The sequence below is a fragment of the Rhizobacter sp. SG703 genome, from assembly GCF_012275445.1.
GTDB lineage: Bacteria > Pseudomonadota > Gammaproteobacteria > Burkholderiales > Burkholderiaceae_C > Rhizobacter.
Map to the genome: position 1 here is coordinate 1 of NZ_JAAZQK010000003.1, position 15152 is coordinate 15152.

A 15152-nucleotide genomic window follows, 5' to 3' on the forward strand; every position below is an offset into this window, starting at 1 on the left:
GTGTGAAAGTAGGACATCGTCAGGCTATTAATAAGGCCAACCCCCGTCTCCTCCCAAGGTGACGGGGGTTTCGCTTTTGGGGGATTCGAATTGCGCTGCGTGGATGCTGTCTGCAGCGACGGTATACGCACCACATGCGCGACTGCTTCCAAGCAATACCCGCATTGCCGCGTTCCAGATCATGCCCTAAGGTCTCGCATTCCATGAACTTCATCGAGGACGCGTCATGACCATCTCCCGTCACTGGATCGCGCCGGTTTGCCTGGCCTGCCTCGCTGGTCTTGCCGCATGCGCCGGGGCGCCAGCCAACAAGAACCCGATGAGCTTCTTCGTGACCAGTGCGAACCCGGGCAAGGGTGCCGATCTGGGCGGATTGGCGGGCGCTGACAAGTACTGCACGGCACTCGCGAGCGCTGTCGGCGCGGGCGACAGGACCTGGCGTGCCTACCTCAGCACAGACAGCACCGGAGGCGCCACGCCGATCAGCGCCCGAGACCGCATCGGACGCGGTCCATGGCGGAACGCGAGGGGCGTCGTCGTGGCGACCGACGTCGAGCAGCTCCACGGTGCCAACAACCTCACCAAGCAGACCGCCCTCACCGAAAAAGGCGAGGTGATCAACGGCCGTGGCGACACGCCGAATCTGCACGACATGCTGACCGGCTCGACGCCGGACGGCCGCGTCGCCACCGGCGACAAGAACCTGACTTGCGGCAACTGGACGCAAAGCGGCGAGGGCTCGGCAGTCGTCGGCCACCACGATCGCACCGGGCTCGACGAGCAGGCGCCTGCGAAGTCGTGGAATGCGTCGCACCCGTCGCGCGGCTGCAGCCCGGAGGCGCTGAAGACCACCGGTGGCGCCGGCCTGTTCTACTGCTTCGCCGCCGACTGAAACGAGCCGAACTCACCCCATAGCATCTTGCTTGCAGCGCTGCCGCAGCGCCAACCACCCGGCAACGCCCAGCGTCTCCATCGTGCGCATGTTGGTCTCGTAGATGCTGTCGGGATCCGGGAAGCTGTCGACTGCGCGCGTGATGCTGTCCTCGCGCAGCAGGTGCAGCGTCGGCCAGGGCGAGCGGTTGGTGGCATTCGTGATGTCGTCGGCCTCGGTGCCGCCGAACTGGAAATCCGGATGGAAGGCCGCGACCTGCAGTACGCCTTCGAGCCCCATCTCGTCGACCGCGGCTTCGGCAACACCGAGAAAGTCGTTGAAGTCGCCGAAGTCGCCCAACACGCCGGGATGGATCAGCAGCGTCGTCTCGACCTCGGCCGCGGGCGTGTCGACCAGGCGCTGCATCTCGTCGCACAGCGTCGAGAGCAGCGCTTCTTCGTCCGCCGCATCGCTGACCACGTACCGGATCTGGTTCTTGACCTGTGCCGCCTTCGCGAACGGGCACAGGTTCAGCCCGACGACGGCCAGTTCGACCCACGCGCGGGTTTCGGCCGCCACGGCCTCTTCATCGATGTCCATCCGCGGATTGTCGCCGGTGCCGAAGGCAGTGCTGGCACACTGCGCGACTCGCTCGAACGACTGCAGCACCGCCCCGCCGATGACCCCGCCAATGAAGTACCTGACCGGCTATGCCGAACCGCTGCAAGCCCAGGTGCGCGACCTGCTGGCCGCCGGCACGCTGGGCGAGCGCCTCGCGTCTCGCTACACCGACCAGCACGAGGTCCGCACCGACGGCGCGCTCTACGACTACACGATGGCGCTGAAGAACCGCTACATGCGCAGCTCGCCGCCGCTCAGCAAGGTGGTGTTCGACAACAAGCTGCAGGTCGTCGAGCAGGCGCTCGGCCTGAACACGATGACCTCCCGCGTGCAGGGCAGCCAGCTGAAGGCCAAGCGCGAGATCCGCATCGCCGGCGTGTTCCGCACGACGCCGGCCGATTTCCTGAAGATGATCGTGGTGCACGAGCTCGCCCACCTGAAGGAGCGCGCGCACGACAAGGCCTTCTACCAGCTCTGCACGCACATGGAACCCGACTACCACCAGCTCGAGTTCGACCTGCGCGTCTACCTCACCTGGCGCGAGGCAGGGGCATCGCGCGCACCCTGAGCCGCACGTCGCTCACCAGTCTTCCTTGACGGCCAGTGCCATCTGCCGCCCCGCTGCGCTGCGGGCCGACAACCAGGCCGTCAGCGTGCCCGCGGCGATCACCGCGGCGCACAAGGCCGCGAGCCGGCCCAAGGGCAGCAGCAGGTCCATCGTCCAGTGGAAGCTCTGCGGATTGACGACCTTCACCAGCACGACGCTGACCGCCAGCCCCAGCAACAGCCCGAGCAACGCGCCGGCGGCGGTCCACACCGCGCCTTCGATCGACACCACCGCCAGCACCTGGCGGCGCGTCAACCCCAGGTGGGCCAGCAGCCCGAATTCCTTGCGGCGGGCCAGCACCTGGGCCGAGAAGCTGGCCGCGATGCCGAACAGCCCGATCGCGATCGCGACCGCCTGCAGCCAGTAGGTGACGGCAAAGCTGCGGTCGAAGATGCGCAACGACAGCGCGCGGATCTCGCCGGGCGATGCGAACTCCAGCAAGCGCCCATCGAGCCCGCTCGCCTGCGCCGCGGCCCGCAACGCCGCCTGCACCGCGCCGGCATCGGCGCCCGGCGCCAGCCACAGCGCCATGTCGTTGACCTGCGTGTCGCCGGTGAGCTGCTGGTAGTCGGTCGATGTCAGCGTGACGGCGCCATGCTGGCGCGCATAGTCGCGCCACACGCCGCGCACGAAGAGCCGCGCGCGCTGCCCGTTCGGCAGCGGCAGGTCGAGCCGCGTGCCGGGCGCCGCGCCGTACAGGCTCACCATCGCCTCGCTGACGTACGCGGCGCGCTCGCCGTCCGGCAGCGGCAGCAGCTCGCCGACCAGCGGCAGCGCCGTCTCCGGCCGCGCCAACGGCCGCGCGATCAGCATCACGCCCGGCCGTTGCGGATCCAGTTGCACCACCGACACCCGCTGCGACTCGACGCGCAGCACGCCGCCGATTGCAGCCGCGCGCTGCAGCAGCTGCGGCGGCAGCGTCACCACGTCGTTGCCGCCCGGGCCGGCCGCCGCGCGCAGGTAGAGGTCGGCCGGCAGCACCGTGTCCAGCCAATGCGTGACGGCATCGCGGAAGCTCGCGACCATCACCGTCAGCGCGACCGCCAGGCTCAGGCTCGCGACCACGCCCGCCACCGCGATCGTCGCGGTGCTGCGCTGGTGGCGGGCTCGTTCGATCGCCAGCAGAGCGAGCGGCCGCGTCGACGGCTTCAGCAGCGACAGCAGCGCCGCCACGCCGGCCGGCACGCAGGCGATGCCGCCCAGCAGCAGGCAGGCGACCGAGACGTACGCGGCAAGCGGGATCTCGGCGATCGGCGGCATCAGCGCGAGCAGGACTCCCCCGATCAGCAACACCGGCCCGGGCCAGCGCGCCGCGCGGCCTTGCTGCGTGCCCAGACCCTTCAGCGCCAGCGCGGGCGCCAGCTGCTGCGCCGCCCGCGCCGGCAGCCAGCCGCCGACCAGCGCGGCCGCGACGCCCAGCCCGCCATAGGCGATGGCCGCGAGCGCGCTGAACTGCAGCTGCGGTGCCACGCCGGGAAAGTAGCCGCCGCCCAGGTCGCCCGCCAGCAGCCGCAGCGCCAACGCGGCAAGCCCGGTGCCCAGCGCCAGCCCGAGCAGGCTGCCGACCAACCCCAGCAGCGCCGACTCCGCCAGCACCAGCTGCAGCCGCTCGCGCCCGCCCAGCCCGAGCACGCCGAGCAGCGCCAGCTGCGGCTGCCGCTTCGCGACCGACAGCGACAGGATCGAGAACACCAGGAACGCACCGGTGAACAGCGCGACCAGCGCCAGCACCGTCAGGTTCACGCGGTAGGCGCGCGACACGTTCGACACGCGCTGCGCCGCCTCGTCCGGCGATGCCGCACGCACGCCCTCGGGCAGCGCCAGCGCACGCAGCACGGCCGCGCGGTCGGCGCCGGGCGCGAGCCGCACGTCGATGCGGCTGAGCCGGCCGCTCCAGCCGAAGGTGGATTGCGCGCCGGCGATGTCCATCACCGCGAGCGCCGGTCCGTTCGCGCCGATGCTGCCGCGCACCTGCAGCTCGACGCTGCCGGCCGTCGTCTGCAGCCGCACCCGGCGCGGATGCCCGAGTTGAAGCTGCGCCTGCGCGTTCAGGAAGATCGAGTCGGCCGCGAGCACCGCGAAGCGATCGTCATCCTCCGCGGCATCGCTGGCCGCGCTCGCCGGCGCTGCGGGCCGCGGCATCAAGGCCGGCGACAGCGGCCCCGCCACCAGCGCATCGACCCCGACGACGTGCAGCGGCACGCGCTGCCCCTGCGCGTCGAACGCGTAGGTGTCGAGCTCGACGATCGGGCTGGCGATGGCCACCTGCGGCTGCGTCGCGACGCGGCCGTACAGCCCTTCGTCGAAACCGCCGCGCTGGCTCCTCAGCTCGAAATCCGGCTCGCCGTTGACCGCCCGCACCGCCGAGCTGAATTCGCCCAGTGCCGACTGGTTGATCAGCTGCACCGAGAACGCCAGCGCGACCCCGAGCATCACCGCCAGCAGCGCGGCCAGGTTGCGCCACGGGTGGTGCCGCAGTTCGGGCCAGGACAGGTGGCGCAGCAGCGACAGCACGGTCAGGTCCCGGCCGGTGTGCCCGACGGTGCCGGGGCGTTCATGCCGGTCGGCGTCAGTGTCAGCACCCGGTCGGCCCGCGCGGCCGCGGTGCGCGAATGCGTCACCAGCACGCAGGAGGCGCCTTGCTCGCGCACCTGGGCCGACAGCAGGTCCATCACCCGTTCGGCGGTGGCCGGGTCGAGGTTGCCGGTCGGCTCGTCGGCCAGGATCAGCTGTGGCCGGTGCACCAGTGCGCGGGCGATCGCAACGCGCTGCAACTGCCCGCCGGACAGGGTCTGCGGCAGCCGCGGCCCGAGCCCGTCGAGGCCGACCGCCGCCAGCAGCGCGTCCACGCGCGCCTCGTCGGGCCGGTGCTGCAGCAGCAGCGGCAGCCCGACGTTCTGCGCGACGCTGAGGTGCGGCAGCACGTGGAAGGCCTGGAACACGAAGCCGAGGTGGGCGCGCCGGAACAGCGCCTGCCGTGTGTCGTCGAGCGCGGTGATCTCGGTGCCGGCGATGTGCACCGAGCCGGCGTCCACCGTGTCGAGACCGGCCAGGCAGTTCAGGAAGCTCGATTTGCCGACGCCCGATTCGCCGAGCACCGCGACGAATTCACCCGCTGCGAGCGCCAGGTCGACACCGGCGAACACCGGCGTGTCGCCGTAGCGCTTCGCCAGCCCCCGCACCTCGAGCAGCGCGGTCATGCGACCAGCCGCAGCGCGCACTCGACCGCGCGCGCCAGCGCGTCCGGCGCATCGCAGGCGATCACCTGCCGCTGCGGCATGCCGCGCAGCCAGGTGATCTGCCGCTTCGCGAGCTGGCGCGTCGCGGCGATGCCGCGTTCCGGCAGCTCGCTGAGGTCGTCCTCGACCAGCGCCTCCCAGGTCTGCCGGTAGCCGACGCAGCGCATCGACGGCATGTCGGCATCCAGGTCGCCACGCGCTTCGAGCCGGCGCACCTCGTCGACCAGGCCGTCTTCGAGCATCTGGTGGAAGCGGGCTTCGATGCGCTGGTGCAGCCACGCGCGATCGGCCGGCTCCAGCGAGATCAGCGGCGGCAGCTCGCGCGCCGGCTTCTCGGTGTGGAAGGACGAGATCGGCTGGCCGCTGACGCGGTACACCTCCAGTGCGCGCTGGATGCGCTGCTGGTCGCCCGGCTGCAGCCGCTTCGCGGTGACCGGGTCGACGCGCTGCAGTTCGCGGTACAGCGCATGCAGCCCGTCGCGCTCGCACTGGGCCTCCAGCGCGGCACGCACCGCACGGTCGGCGGCCGGCATCGCGTCCAGCCCTTCGAACAGCGCCTTGAAGTACAGCATCGTGCCGCCGACCAGCAGCGGCAACGCACCGCGCGCGCCGATCTCGGCGATCAGCCGCTCGGCATCGCCGACGAAGCGCGCGGCCGAGTAGGCCTCGCTCGGCTCGATGATGTCGATCAGGTGGTGCGGCACCGCGGCGCGCTCGGCGGCGCCGGGCTTCGCGGTGCCGATGTCCATGCCGCGGTAGACCAGCGCCGAGTCGACGCTGACGATCTCGACCGGCCTGCCGCGTTCGGCCAGGGCCTGCGCGATCGCGAGCGAGGCGGCGGTCTTGCCGGAAGCGGTGGGGCCGGCGAGGCAGAGGTAGTTCATGGGGCGCAAGGAGCTCTCGTCAATTGTTTCGGGACACATTCGTCAGGCGGCTCTGGCAAACACCGGCTCGCCGTGCCGCTGCACCAGCGTCCACGCCACCGTGGCCACGCCGACGCTGCACAGCCCGATCCCCAGCGTCAGCGGGTAGACGGTGCCGTCGAGGTGCTTGCCGAGCCACAGGCCGACCGCCAGCGCGCTGAGCGTCATGCCGAAGCCCGACAGCGACGCTGCGGTGCCGGCTTTCTCGGGGAACGGGCCGACCGCGCCGGCCTGCCCGCAGGGTTGGTGGATGCCGTGGCCGAGCGCGTACAGCCACTGCGGCAGCACGATCGCCCACACCGCGTGCACGCCGGCCAGGCTCAGCGCGGCCATCGTCACGCCGCCGCCGAGCGTGAAGCCGCCGCCGACCGCCACCGTGCGGCGCAGCCCGTGCGAGGCCAGCAGCCGCCGGCACAGCAGCGTGCCCAGCGTGTACGCCAGCGAGTTGCTCAGCATGATCACGCCGTAGCCCACGCGCGAGGTGCCGAGCACCTCGATGAACACGAACGACGAACCGGCCAGCAGGAAGAACAGCCCGCCGTAGGTGAAGGCCGACAGCGCGGCCCAGGCCTGGAAGGTCGGGTGGCGCAGCACGCTGCCCCAGTTGCGCAGCAGCGGGCCGAGCCGCGTCGCGCCGGCATTCGGCACCGGCACCGTCTCGTCGAAGCGCCACGCGATGAAGGCCAGCGTCAGCGCGCCGAACACCGCCGGCGCCATCAGCGCCGCATGCCAGCCGAGGTGCTGCGCCAGCAGGCCGCCGATGACCGGACTCGCCATCGCGATCACGCCCAGGCCGCTCAGCGCGCGCGACATCACCCGCGCACCTTCGTGCGGCGCGTACAGGTCGCGGATGATCGAGCGGCCGCAGGTCACCGCCGCCGCCATCGCGGCGCCCTGCAGCGCGCGCCACCACACCAGCCAGCCGATCGACGGCGCGAGTGCGCTCAGCACGCTGGCCACGGTGTACAGCGCGAGTCCGGCCAGCAGCACCGGCCGGCGGCCGAAGCGGTCGGCCAGCGGCCCGCAGACCAGCTGCGCCAGCCCGAAGCAGATGATCAGCGCCGACAGCGTCAGCTGGGCCGCCGACACCGGCGCGTCGAGCGCGCGCGTCAGCATCGGCAGCGCCGGCAGGTACAGGTCGGTCGTGACCGGCTGGATCCCGAGCAGCAGGATCAGCGAGAGCACCACCACGGCGGGGCTCATCGAATGGCGGGAAGAGGTCACGGCAGCATGAAGGGGAGGGGGCGCGCGGCACGCATGCAGCGGCGCAGACCCGGAGCCTATCAGGCTCGCGCCGCGGATTCGCCTGACCTCGGCCGGCTTGCTACGATGGCCCGTCGCGCCCACCCGCGCCGTCCCGACCCGCCGGAGATCCCCGCATGCGTCCTGCCACCCGCCGTCCGTCCTTCGTGTTGTCCGCCGTGTTGTCCGCGAGCCTCGCGCTGGCCGGTGCGCCGGCGCATGCGTTGACGATCGGCACCGAGCAGGTCGCCGAAAGCGAAGGCATCGTCAGCGGCGCCGCGCAGCGCGAGCGCCTGCTGGCGGCGCTGCAGCGCGACGACGTCGCCCGCGCGCTGGCCGAGCGCGGTGTCGAACTCGACCAGGCTCGCCTGCGCATCGCGGCGCTGAGCGATGCCGAGGCGGCGCGGCTCGGCGACGAGATCGACCGCGCGCCGGCGGGCGCCAACGACATCGTCGGCTCGCTGATCTTCGTGCTGGTGCTGCTGCTGATCACCGACATCCTCGGCTACACCAAGGTGTTCCCGTTCACGCGGCCGATCCGCTGAGTCGATGCGCGCCGCGTGGCTGGCGCTGAGCCTCTTCCTCACCGGCTGCGCGGTGCAGACCGCCGCGCTGCGCGCGCACCCGCCCGCCGACCTGCCTCCGGTCGTCGAGTTGCGCGCGACGCCGTTCTTCCCTCAGACCGACCACCAGTGCGGCCCGGCGGCGCTGGCCACCGCGCTCGGCGCAGCCGGCATCGCGGTCGGTCCGGTCGCGCTGGCCGACGAGGTCTTCGTGCCGGCGCGTGCCGGCAGCCTGCAGGCCGAGATGCTGGCCGGCGCGCGTCGCCACGGCGCGGTCGCGACGCGCATCCCCGGCGAGCTCGAGGCGCTGCTGCGCGAGCTGGCAGCCGGCCACCCGGTCGTCGTGCTGCAGAACCTCGGGCTGTCGTTCGTGCCGCTGTGGCACTACGCGGTCGTCGTCGGGCACGACCTGCCGCGCGGCGAAGTGCTGCTGCGTTCCGGCCGCACCGAGCGCGAGCGCCTGCCGCTGTCGACCTTCGAGCACACCTGGGGTCGCTCCGGCTTCTGGGCCTTCGTCGCGCTGCCGCCGGGCGACTGGCCGGCCACCGCGCACGCAGAATCTGCCATCGAAGCAGCCGTCGGCTTCGAGCGCAGCGCACCGCCGGCGGTCGCGGCCGGCGTGTATGCGTCGGCGCTGCAGCGTTGGCCGCGTGTGCTGAGCCTGCAGGTCGGCCGGGGCAACAGCCTGCGCGCTGCCGGCGAGCCGGCGCAGGCGGCTGAGGTGTTCCGTGCCGCGGCCGAACAGCACCGCAGCGCCGCGGCGTGGATCAACCTCTCCGACACGCTGCTTGCGCTCGGCCGCCGCGACGACGCGGTGCAGGCGGCGCGGGCCGCGCTCGCGTTGCACGACCGCTGGCAGCCGCAGGCGCAACAGGCGCTCGACGAAGCGTTGAATCGCTCACGCTGACCCGCATTCCAGGGGGCGCCGCCTCACTCAGATGGGGGGTCGTCACCAGGGTGTCGCGGCGCCTTTTGACTTTACATTGCTTCACTGGAAAGACACGGAGGATCACAGGCCGCACTCGGGCGGGCTCGACCCCGTTGTCGACGGCGTCCTGCGATGAGCGCAAATTCCTGGCTGCAACGCTTCACTCCCCGCACCGAGGCGCGAGCCCGGCTGTACTGCTTCCACCATGCCGGTGTCGGCGCGGCCGTGTACCGGCCGTGGCTGGCCGGCCTGCCGGCCGAACTGGAGCTGGTCGCGGTGCAGCTGCCGGGCCGCGCGAACCGGCTCGACGAGCCGCCGATCGACCGCATGGCCGCGCTGGTCGACGCACTGCTGCCGGCGTTGCGCGCGGACTTCGACGGCAAGCCGTTCGCGTTCTTCGGCCACAGCATGGGCGCGGTGCTCGCCGCCGAAATGGCGCGTGCGTTGCAACAGCACGGCGCGCCGGGGCCGCAGCAGCTGATCGTGTCGGGCCGCCGCCCGCCGCACTGGCCGTCGAGCGACGCCCCGCTGCACCGCCTGCCGGACGACGCCTTCGTCGCCGAGATCCAGCGCCGCTACGGCGGCATCCCGGCCGAGCTGCTGCAGCATGCCGACGTGATGGCGCTGCTGCTGCCCAGCCTGCGCGCCGACATCGCGGCACTCGAAACGCACCAGCCGCCGGCCGGCCGCGTGCCGCTCGACTGCGCGCTGTCGGTGTTCGGCGGCAGCGACGACCCGCTGACGCCGCGCGCCCACCTCGACGGCTGGCGCGGCGAGACGCGCGGCCCGTTCCGCGTGCGAGTGTTCCCCGGCGACCACTTCTACCTGGCCGGCCGGCGCGATGCGCTGCTGGCCGACCTGTCGGTCACGTTGGCGCCGCTCTGGGCAACGTCTCCTTCCTTCGCCTGACCCCGAGGCCCCGATGCACGCCGACGACCACGACATGCCAGCTCCTGCTGCTGTCGCTGTTGTCGGGATAGGCTGCCGCTTCCCCGGCGGCGTCAACGACCCGGCGAGCTTCTGGTCGCTGCTGAGCGAAGGCCGCGACGCGATCGCCGAGATCCCGGCGAGCCGCATCGACCTCGGCCACTACCACGACCCGCGGCCCGCGACGCCGGGCCGCATCATGACGCGCTGGGGCGGCTTCCTGGACGGCATCGACCAGTTCGACGCCGAGTTCTTCGGCATCTCGCCGCGCGAGGCCGAGCGGCTCGACCCGCAGCAGCGGCTGCTGCTCGAAACCGCCTGGGAGGCGCTGGAAGACGCCGGCCAGGACCTGGCGCGCATCGATGCCGACCGCGCCGGCGTCTACGTCGGCCAGTGGCTCGGCGATTTCGAGGCCCGGCTGTTCAGCGACCCGGAGGCGGTCGATTTCTACATGACCACCGGCAGCGGGCGCTATGCGTCGTCGGGCCGGCTGTCGTATGCGCTCGGGCTGCGCGGCCCGAGCCTGACGCTGGACACCGCGTGCTCGTCGTCGCTTGCGGCGATCCACCTTGCGGCGCGGGCGGTGCGGCATGGCGAATGCACGCTGGCGATCGCCGGCGGCGTCAACATCATCCTGCAGCCGCACATCAGCATCGCGTATTCGCAGAGCCGCATGATGGCGCCCGACGGCCGCTGCAAGTTCGGCGATGCGCGCGGCGACGGCTACGTGCGCAGCGAGGGCGCGGGCCTGGTGGTGCTGAAGCCGCTGGCGCAGGCGCAGGCCGACGGCGACCACATCTACGCGCTGATCCGCGGCAGCGCGGTCAACAACGACGGCCACGGCAGCGGCTCGATGGGCACGCCCAGCCGCAGCGGGCAGCAGGCCTTGCTGCGCGCCGCCTACCGCGATGCCGGCCGCCCGGCGGCCGAGGTCGGCTATGTCGAGGCGCATGGCACCGGCACGCGGGCCGGCGATCCGGTCGAACTGGGCGCGCTGTCCGATGTGCTGGGCGAAGGCCGTGCGAACGGCGCGCGTGCGGCGGTCGGCTCGGTGAAGACCAACGTCGGCCACACCGAAGGCGCGGCCGGCGTGGCCGGCTTCATCAAGGCGGCGCTCGCGCTGCAGCACCGGCAGATCCCGGCGAGCCTGCATTGCGTCGAGCCGAACCCGGCGATCCCGTGGGCCCAGATGCCGGTCGAGGTCGCCCGCGCGGCGCGTCCGTGGCCGGCGGGGGCGCCGCTGGCCGGCGTCAGCGCGTTCGGCATTGCGGGGACCAATGCGCACGTCGTGCTCGAAGGGGCACCGCAACACGACACCCGCAGCGCCGAGACCACCGTGCCGCTGTTGCTGCTGTCGGCCCGCAGCGATGCGGCCTTGCGCGCGCTCGCATTGCGCTACGCCGCGTTGCTGACCGATGGCGCATCGCTGGCCGATGTCTGCTGGAACGCCGCGACCCGCCGCACCGCGCTGGAGCGCCGCGCCGCCTTCGTCGCCGACGATGGCTTGGCCATGGCCGCCGCATTGAAGCGGTTCGCCGACGGCGAGGCGGCCGCGGCCGAGGGCGTCGCGCCGTCGACGCGCCCGAAGATCGCGTTCGTCTGCCCCGGCCAGGGCGCGCAGTGGGCCGGCATGGCGCGCGAGCTGATGACGCGCGAGCCGGTGTTCCGCGCCGCGCTCGACGCCTGCGATGAGGCGGCCCGGCCGTTCACTGACGTGTCGATCGTCGAACAGCTTGCCGCCGAACCGGGCAGTGCCGCGTACCGCCTCGACCAGATCGACATGATCCAGCCGGTGCTGGTCGCCCTCGCGTGGGCCTATGCCGCGCTGTGGCGCTCGCTCGGCATCGAGCCCGATGCCGTTGTCGGCCACAGCATGGGCGAGGTCGCCGCCGCCGCGGTGGCCGGCGCGCTGAGCCTGCCGGAGGCGATGCGCATCGTCTGCCGCCGCAGCGCGCTGATGCGCCGCACCAGCGGGCTGGGCGCGATGGCGCTGGTCGAGCTCGGCATGGCCGACGCGCAGGCGCGCATCGCCGGCCATCAAGCCCAGGTCGCGGTGGCCGTCAGCAACAGCCCGCGTTCCAGCGTGATCTCCGGCGATCCGGCGGTCGTGCAGGCGGTGATCGCGCAACTGGAATCCGAAGGCGTGTTCTGCCGGCTGGTCAAGGTCGACGTGGCCTCGCACAGCCCGCAGATGGAGCCGCTCGCGGCCGAACTCGCCGCCGAGCTGCACGACCTGCAGCCTCGAACGACGCACGCCGCGCTGTACTCGACGGTGCTCGCGCGCCGTGCCGAGGGGGCCGAACTGACCGGCCGCTACTGGGCCGACAACCTGCGCCAGCCGGTGCGCTTCGGCGCGACGGTGCAGCAGATGCTGTCCGATGGCATCACGGTGTTCGTCGAGCTCGGCCCGCACCCGGTGCTGCTGCCGTCGGTGCAGCAGACGGCGCAGGCGGACGGGCACGAGGCGACGACGATCGCCTGCGCGCGGCGCGACGAGCCCGAGTTGCCGGCCCTCCGCACGGCGCTTGGCGCGCTGTATTGCGCCGGCGTGCCGCTCGACGCGCCGCGCGTGCTGCCGCGCGGCCGCACGCTGACGCTGCCGACCTACCCATGGCAGCGCGAGCGCCACTGGATCGCCGCGGCCGACATCGCGCCGGCCGGCGTGCAGGGGCATGGCCCGGTGGTCGACAGCCGGCATCCGGTGCTCGGCGTCGGCATCGCGCTGGCGGGCACGCCGGCGGGCGCGCTGTGGAACCTCTCGATCGACCCGGCGCGCGTGCCGGCCTGGTTCGCGCATGCGCTGCACGGCAGCACGGTGCTGCCGGCGTCGGCGTGGCTGGAACTGTCGCTCGCCGCGGTGCAGGCGCTGGCACCAGGGTCGGGCGTGCAGGGGCTGCGCTTCGAACGCGCGCTGCATCTGCAGGCCGAGGCCGCGAGCGCGTTGCAGCTGCAGGCGGTGGCCGGTGCCGACGGCATGCTGGCGCTGAGCTTCCAGACCCGCGGCGAGTCCGCATGGACCTTGCATGCGCAGGCCCATGCCGCACCGCTCGCCGCGGCCGCGCACGACACGACCGCGCCGGCGCGGCTGCGCATGCAACCCGCGGTGAGCGGCGAGCAGCTGTACGCGCGGCTCGATGCGATCGGCGCGAAGTTCGGCGCCGCACTGCACGGCATTGCGCAAGCCTGGTTCGCGCCGGCCGAAGCGCTGGCGCAACTCGCGCCGATGGCCGACGAGCGCTTCGGCATCGCCCCCGTGGCGCTCGATGCCTGCTTCCAGTTGATGGTCACGCTGGCGCCGCCCGGCGAGCTGTGGCTGCCGACGCGGCTCGACGGCGCCCGCCGGCTGCGGCCGCTGTCCGCCGCCGGCTGGATCCACGCCCGCGCGACCGCGCCGCAGCGCGATGGCGAGCCGGTGCGTGTCGATGCGGTGTTGTTCGACGAGCAAGGCCCGGTGCTGCAGCTCGACGGCCTGGTGCTCGAACGCCTGGGCGCCGCGGCCCGCGCCGATGCGGCCGATGCCTTCTATGTGCTGGATGCCGCCGAGGCCACGCTGGTCGTGCGGCCGCAGGCGCGCGAATGGGCGGTGATCGGCGACCGCGGTGGGCTGGCGCAGGCGCTGCAGCAGCGCGGCGAGACGGTGCATCGTCTCGCCGATGCCGCGGCCTTGTCGACGCTGACGACCGAGCAACGCGTCGACGTCATCGACCTGCGCCCGCTGGACCTGCAGACCATCGGCGACGTGCCGGCGCTGCACGCCATCGTTCAGGACGCGCAGGCGGTGATCCGCCGGCCGGCCGGTCGCGAGCTGCGCCTGTGGCTCGTCACGGCGGGCTCGCTCGCGCAGGCGCCGCTGTCGGGCCTGGCCGCGACGCTGGCGGCCGAGCATGGCGACCGCTTCGGCGGCCTGGTCGAACTCGACGGCGCGCTGGAATCGGTGATCGACGCGGTGCAGGCCGATGCCGGCTCGTGCGCGCTGCGCGGCGGCCGCTGGACGCGCCCGGTGCTCCGCCGCCTCGCGCCGCGGCCGACGCTCGCGCCGCCGTGGCGCCCCGATGCGAGCTGCCTCGTGACCGGCGGGCTCGGCGGCGTCGGCCGCCATGTCGCCAGCTGGCTGGTCGCGCAAGGCGTGCGCCATCTCGTCGTGCTGGGCCGCACGCCGCTGCCGCCGCGCGCGCAATGGGCCGCGTCGCCGACGCCGGCGGTGCAGGCGGTGCGCGAGCTCGAAGCGCTGGGCGCCAGCGTCGATGTCGCGGCGGTCGACATCGCCGATGAGGCCGCGCTGTCGGCCTTCCTCGCGCGCCACCGCGCCGAAGGCCGCCCGCCGATCCGCAGCGTGATCCATGCGGCCGGCATCACCGACGACGTGCTGCTGCACGAGCTCGATCAGCCATCGCTCGCCGCGGTGCTGGCGCCGAAGCTGCAGGGCGCGTGGAACCTGCACCGCGCGCTGCCCGAGCTCGATCGGCTGGTGTTCTTCTCGTCGATGGCGGCGCTGATGCCGCAGGCCGGCCAGGCGAGCTATGCGGCGGCCAACGCTTTCCTCGACGCGCTGGCACGCGAGCGCCGCGCGCAGGGCCGGCATGCGCAGAGCATCGGCTGGGGCGTGTGGTCGCAGACCGGCGTGATGCGCGGCGACGGCGGCCGGCGCCAGCTGGACGAGCTGCAGCGCCAGGGCATCGGCGGCTTCGCGCCGTCGCAGGCGCTGGCCCTGTTGGGCGATGCGCTGCGCCAGGACGTGCCGCACCTGCTGGTGATGCCGGTCGACTGGCACGCGATGCGGCGCAGCCTCGGCGCGCGCGATGTTCCGTTGCTGCGCGAGCTGCTCGCCGATGCAGGCGAGCCGACCGCCGATGCACCCCTCACCGGCAGCAGCGACCCCGCCGAGCGCCGCCGCGCGCTCGACCGCGCGGTGCGCGACGTCGTCGGCCGGGTGCTGAAGCTGACGCCGTCGAAGATCGATGCGCGCAAGCCGCTCGGCACGATGGGCCTGACCTCGCTGATGGCGCTGGAGCTGCGCAACCGGCTGGAGCCGCTGCACGGCAAGCCGCTGTCGGCGACGCTCGCGTGGAACTACCCGACGGTGGAGGCGCTGGTGGGCTTTCTCGCGGGCGAGCAGGCGCCCGTGGTGGTCGTGGTGCCTGCCGCGCCGGAGCCGGTGGCGCCGGTGCTCGCCAGCGTTGCCGAGCTGTCCGACGACGACGCGGCGCGCCTGCTGCGCAAGAGGCGCTGAC

Annotated in this window: 11 protein-coding genes; 6 read left to right on the forward strand and 5 right to left on the reverse strand. The window is 72.9% G+C overall.

Annotated features, from left to right (window positions below):
* Nucleotides 1-226 precede the first annotated feature (226 nt).
* The gene (locus FHT26_RS05875; RefSeq protein ID WP_168559236.1) at nucleotides 227-892 is read left to right on the forward strand and encodes a hypothetical protein; all 666 of its coding nucleotides are present in this window, start codon (nucleotides 227-229) and stop codon (nucleotides 890-892) included.
* 12 nt (nucleotides 893-904) lie between these two features.
* On the opposite strand, the gene FHT26_RS05880 is transcribed toward FHT26_RS05875, so the two are convergent.
* The gene (locus tag FHT26_RS05880; protein WP_168559237.1) at nucleotides 905-1471 is read right to left on the reverse strand and encodes a DUF1415 domain-containing protein; all 567 of its coding nucleotides are present in this window, start codon (nucleotides 1469-1471) and stop codon (nucleotides 905-907) included.
* 91 nt (nucleotides 1472-1562) lie between these two features.
* On the opposite strand from FHT26_RS05880, the gene FHT26_RS05885 reads away from it, so the two are divergent.
* The gene (locus FHT26_RS05885; RefSeq protein ID WP_210427272.1) at nucleotides 1563-2060 is read left to right on the forward strand and encodes a M48 metallopeptidase family protein; all 498 of its coding nucleotides are present in this window, start codon (nucleotides 1563-1565) and stop codon (nucleotides 2058-2060) included.
* Nucleotides 2061-2072: 12 nt separating this feature from the next.
* Here FHT26_RS05885 and FHT26_RS05890 read toward each other — a convergent pair whose 3' ends face one another.
* The 4 genes from FHT26_RS05890 to FHT26_RS05905 are packed head-to-tail and all read right to left on the reverse strand — an operon-like array spanning nucleotide 2073 to nucleotide 7464.
* A complete protein-coding gene (locus tag FHT26_RS05890; protein WP_349238097.1) occupies nucleotides 2073-4613 on the reverse strand; it encodes an FtsX-like permease family protein in 2541 nt (846 codons plus the stop codon).
* Nucleotides 4614-4615: 2 nt separating this feature from the next.
* Entirely contained in the window at nucleotides 4616-5299 is a 684-nt protein-coding gene (locus FHT26_RS05895) for an ABC transporter ATP-binding protein (protein WP_168559239.1), read from the reverse strand.
* Nucleotides 5296-6222 (reverse strand): tRNA (adenosine(37)-N6)-dimethylallyltransferase MiaA, encoded by a 927-nt coding sequence (gene miaA, locus FHT26_RS05900; RefSeq protein ID WP_168559240.1) that lies wholly within the window; start codon nucleotides 6220-6222, stop codon nucleotides 5296-5298. Before miaA ends, FHT26_RS05895 begins: the two co-directional genes overlap by 4 nt.
* A gap of 42 nt (nucleotides 6223-6264) precedes the next feature.
* On the reverse strand, nucleotides 6265-7464 hold the full coding sequence (locus FHT26_RS05905; RefSeq protein ID WP_168559241.1) for a multidrug effflux MFS transporter: 1200 nt from the start codon (nucleotides 7462-7464) through the stop codon (nucleotides 6265-6267).
* Between the two features lie 176 nt (nucleotides 7465-7640).
* Between FHT26_RS05905 and FHT26_RS05910 the strand changes: the two genes are divergently transcribed.
* The 4 genes from FHT26_RS05910 (at nucleotide 7641) to FHT26_RS05925 (ending at nucleotide 15151) form a co-directional block, all read left to right on the forward strand.
* Complete coding sequence (locus tag FHT26_RS05910) at nucleotides 7641-8048, forward strand: PA2779 family protein (protein WP_168559242.1); 408 nt, start codon at nucleotides 7641-7643, stop codon at nucleotides 8046-8048.
* A gap of 4 nt (nucleotides 8049-8052) precedes the next feature.
* On the forward strand, nucleotides 8053-8973 hold the full coding sequence (locus FHT26_RS05915; protein ID WP_168559243.1) for a PA2778 family cysteine peptidase: 921 nt from the start codon (nucleotides 8053-8055) through the stop codon (nucleotides 8971-8973).
* A 153-nt stretch (nucleotides 8974-9126) separates the two neighbouring features.
* Nucleotides 9127-9903 (forward strand): thioesterase II family protein, encoded by a 777-nt coding sequence (locus tag FHT26_RS05920; RefSeq protein ID WP_168559244.1) that lies wholly within the window; start codon nucleotides 9127-9129, stop codon nucleotides 9901-9903.
* Between the two features lie 13 nt (nucleotides 9904-9916).
* Nucleotides 9917-15151 carry a type I polyketide synthase gene (locus FHT26_RS05925; protein WP_168559245.1) on the forward strand — a complete coding sequence of 1745 codons (5235 nt, stop codon included), beginning with the start codon at nucleotides 9917-9919 and terminating at the stop codon, nucleotides 15149-15151.
* The last annotated feature ends 1 nt before the right edge of the window (nucleotide 15152 follow it).

What these genes read in the sequence shown, in the direction of transcription:
- FHT26_RS05875 (WP_168559236.1), top strand. Translation starts at nt 227, where the DNA reads ATGACCATCTCCCGTCACTGGATCGCGCCGGTTTGCCTGGCCTGCCTC.
- FHT26_RS05880 (WP_168559237.1), bottom strand. Translation starts at nt 1,471, where the DNA reads ATGGACATCGATGAAGAGGCCGTGGCGGCCGAAACCCGCGCGTGGGTC.
- FHT26_RS05885 (WP_210427272.1), top strand. Translation starts at nt 1,563, where the DNA reads ATGAAGTACCTGACCGGCTATGCCGAACCGCTGCAAGCCCAGGTGCGC.
- FHT26_RS05895 (WP_168559239.1), bottom strand. Translation starts at nt 5,299, where the DNA reads ATGACCGCGCTGCTCGAGGTGCGGGGGCTGGCGAAGCGCTACGGCGAC.
- miaA (WP_168559240.1), bottom strand. Translation starts at nt 6,222, where the DNA reads ATGAACTACCTCTGCCTCGCCGGCCCCACCGCTTCCGGCAAGACCGCC.
- FHT26_RS05905 (WP_168559241.1), bottom strand. Translation starts at nt 7,464, where the DNA reads ATGAGCCCCGCCGTGGTGGTGCTCTCGCTGATCCTGCTGCTCGGGATC.
- FHT26_RS05910 (WP_168559242.1), top strand. Translation starts at nt 7,641, where the DNA reads ATGCGTCCTGCCACCCGCCGTCCGTCCTTCGTGTTGTCCGCCGTGTTG.
- FHT26_RS05915 (WP_168559243.1), top strand. Translation starts at nt 8,053, where the DNA reads ATGCGCGCCGCGTGGCTGGCGCTGAGCCTCTTCCTCACCGGCTGCGCG.
- FHT26_RS05920 (WP_168559244.1), top strand. Translation starts at nt 9,127, where the DNA reads ATGAGCGCAAATTCCTGGCTGCAACGCTTCACTCCCCGCACCGAGGCG.
- FHT26_RS05925 (WP_168559245.1), top strand. Translation starts at nt 9,917, where the DNA reads ATGCACGCCGACGACCACGACATGCCAGCTCCTGCTGCTGTCGCTGTT.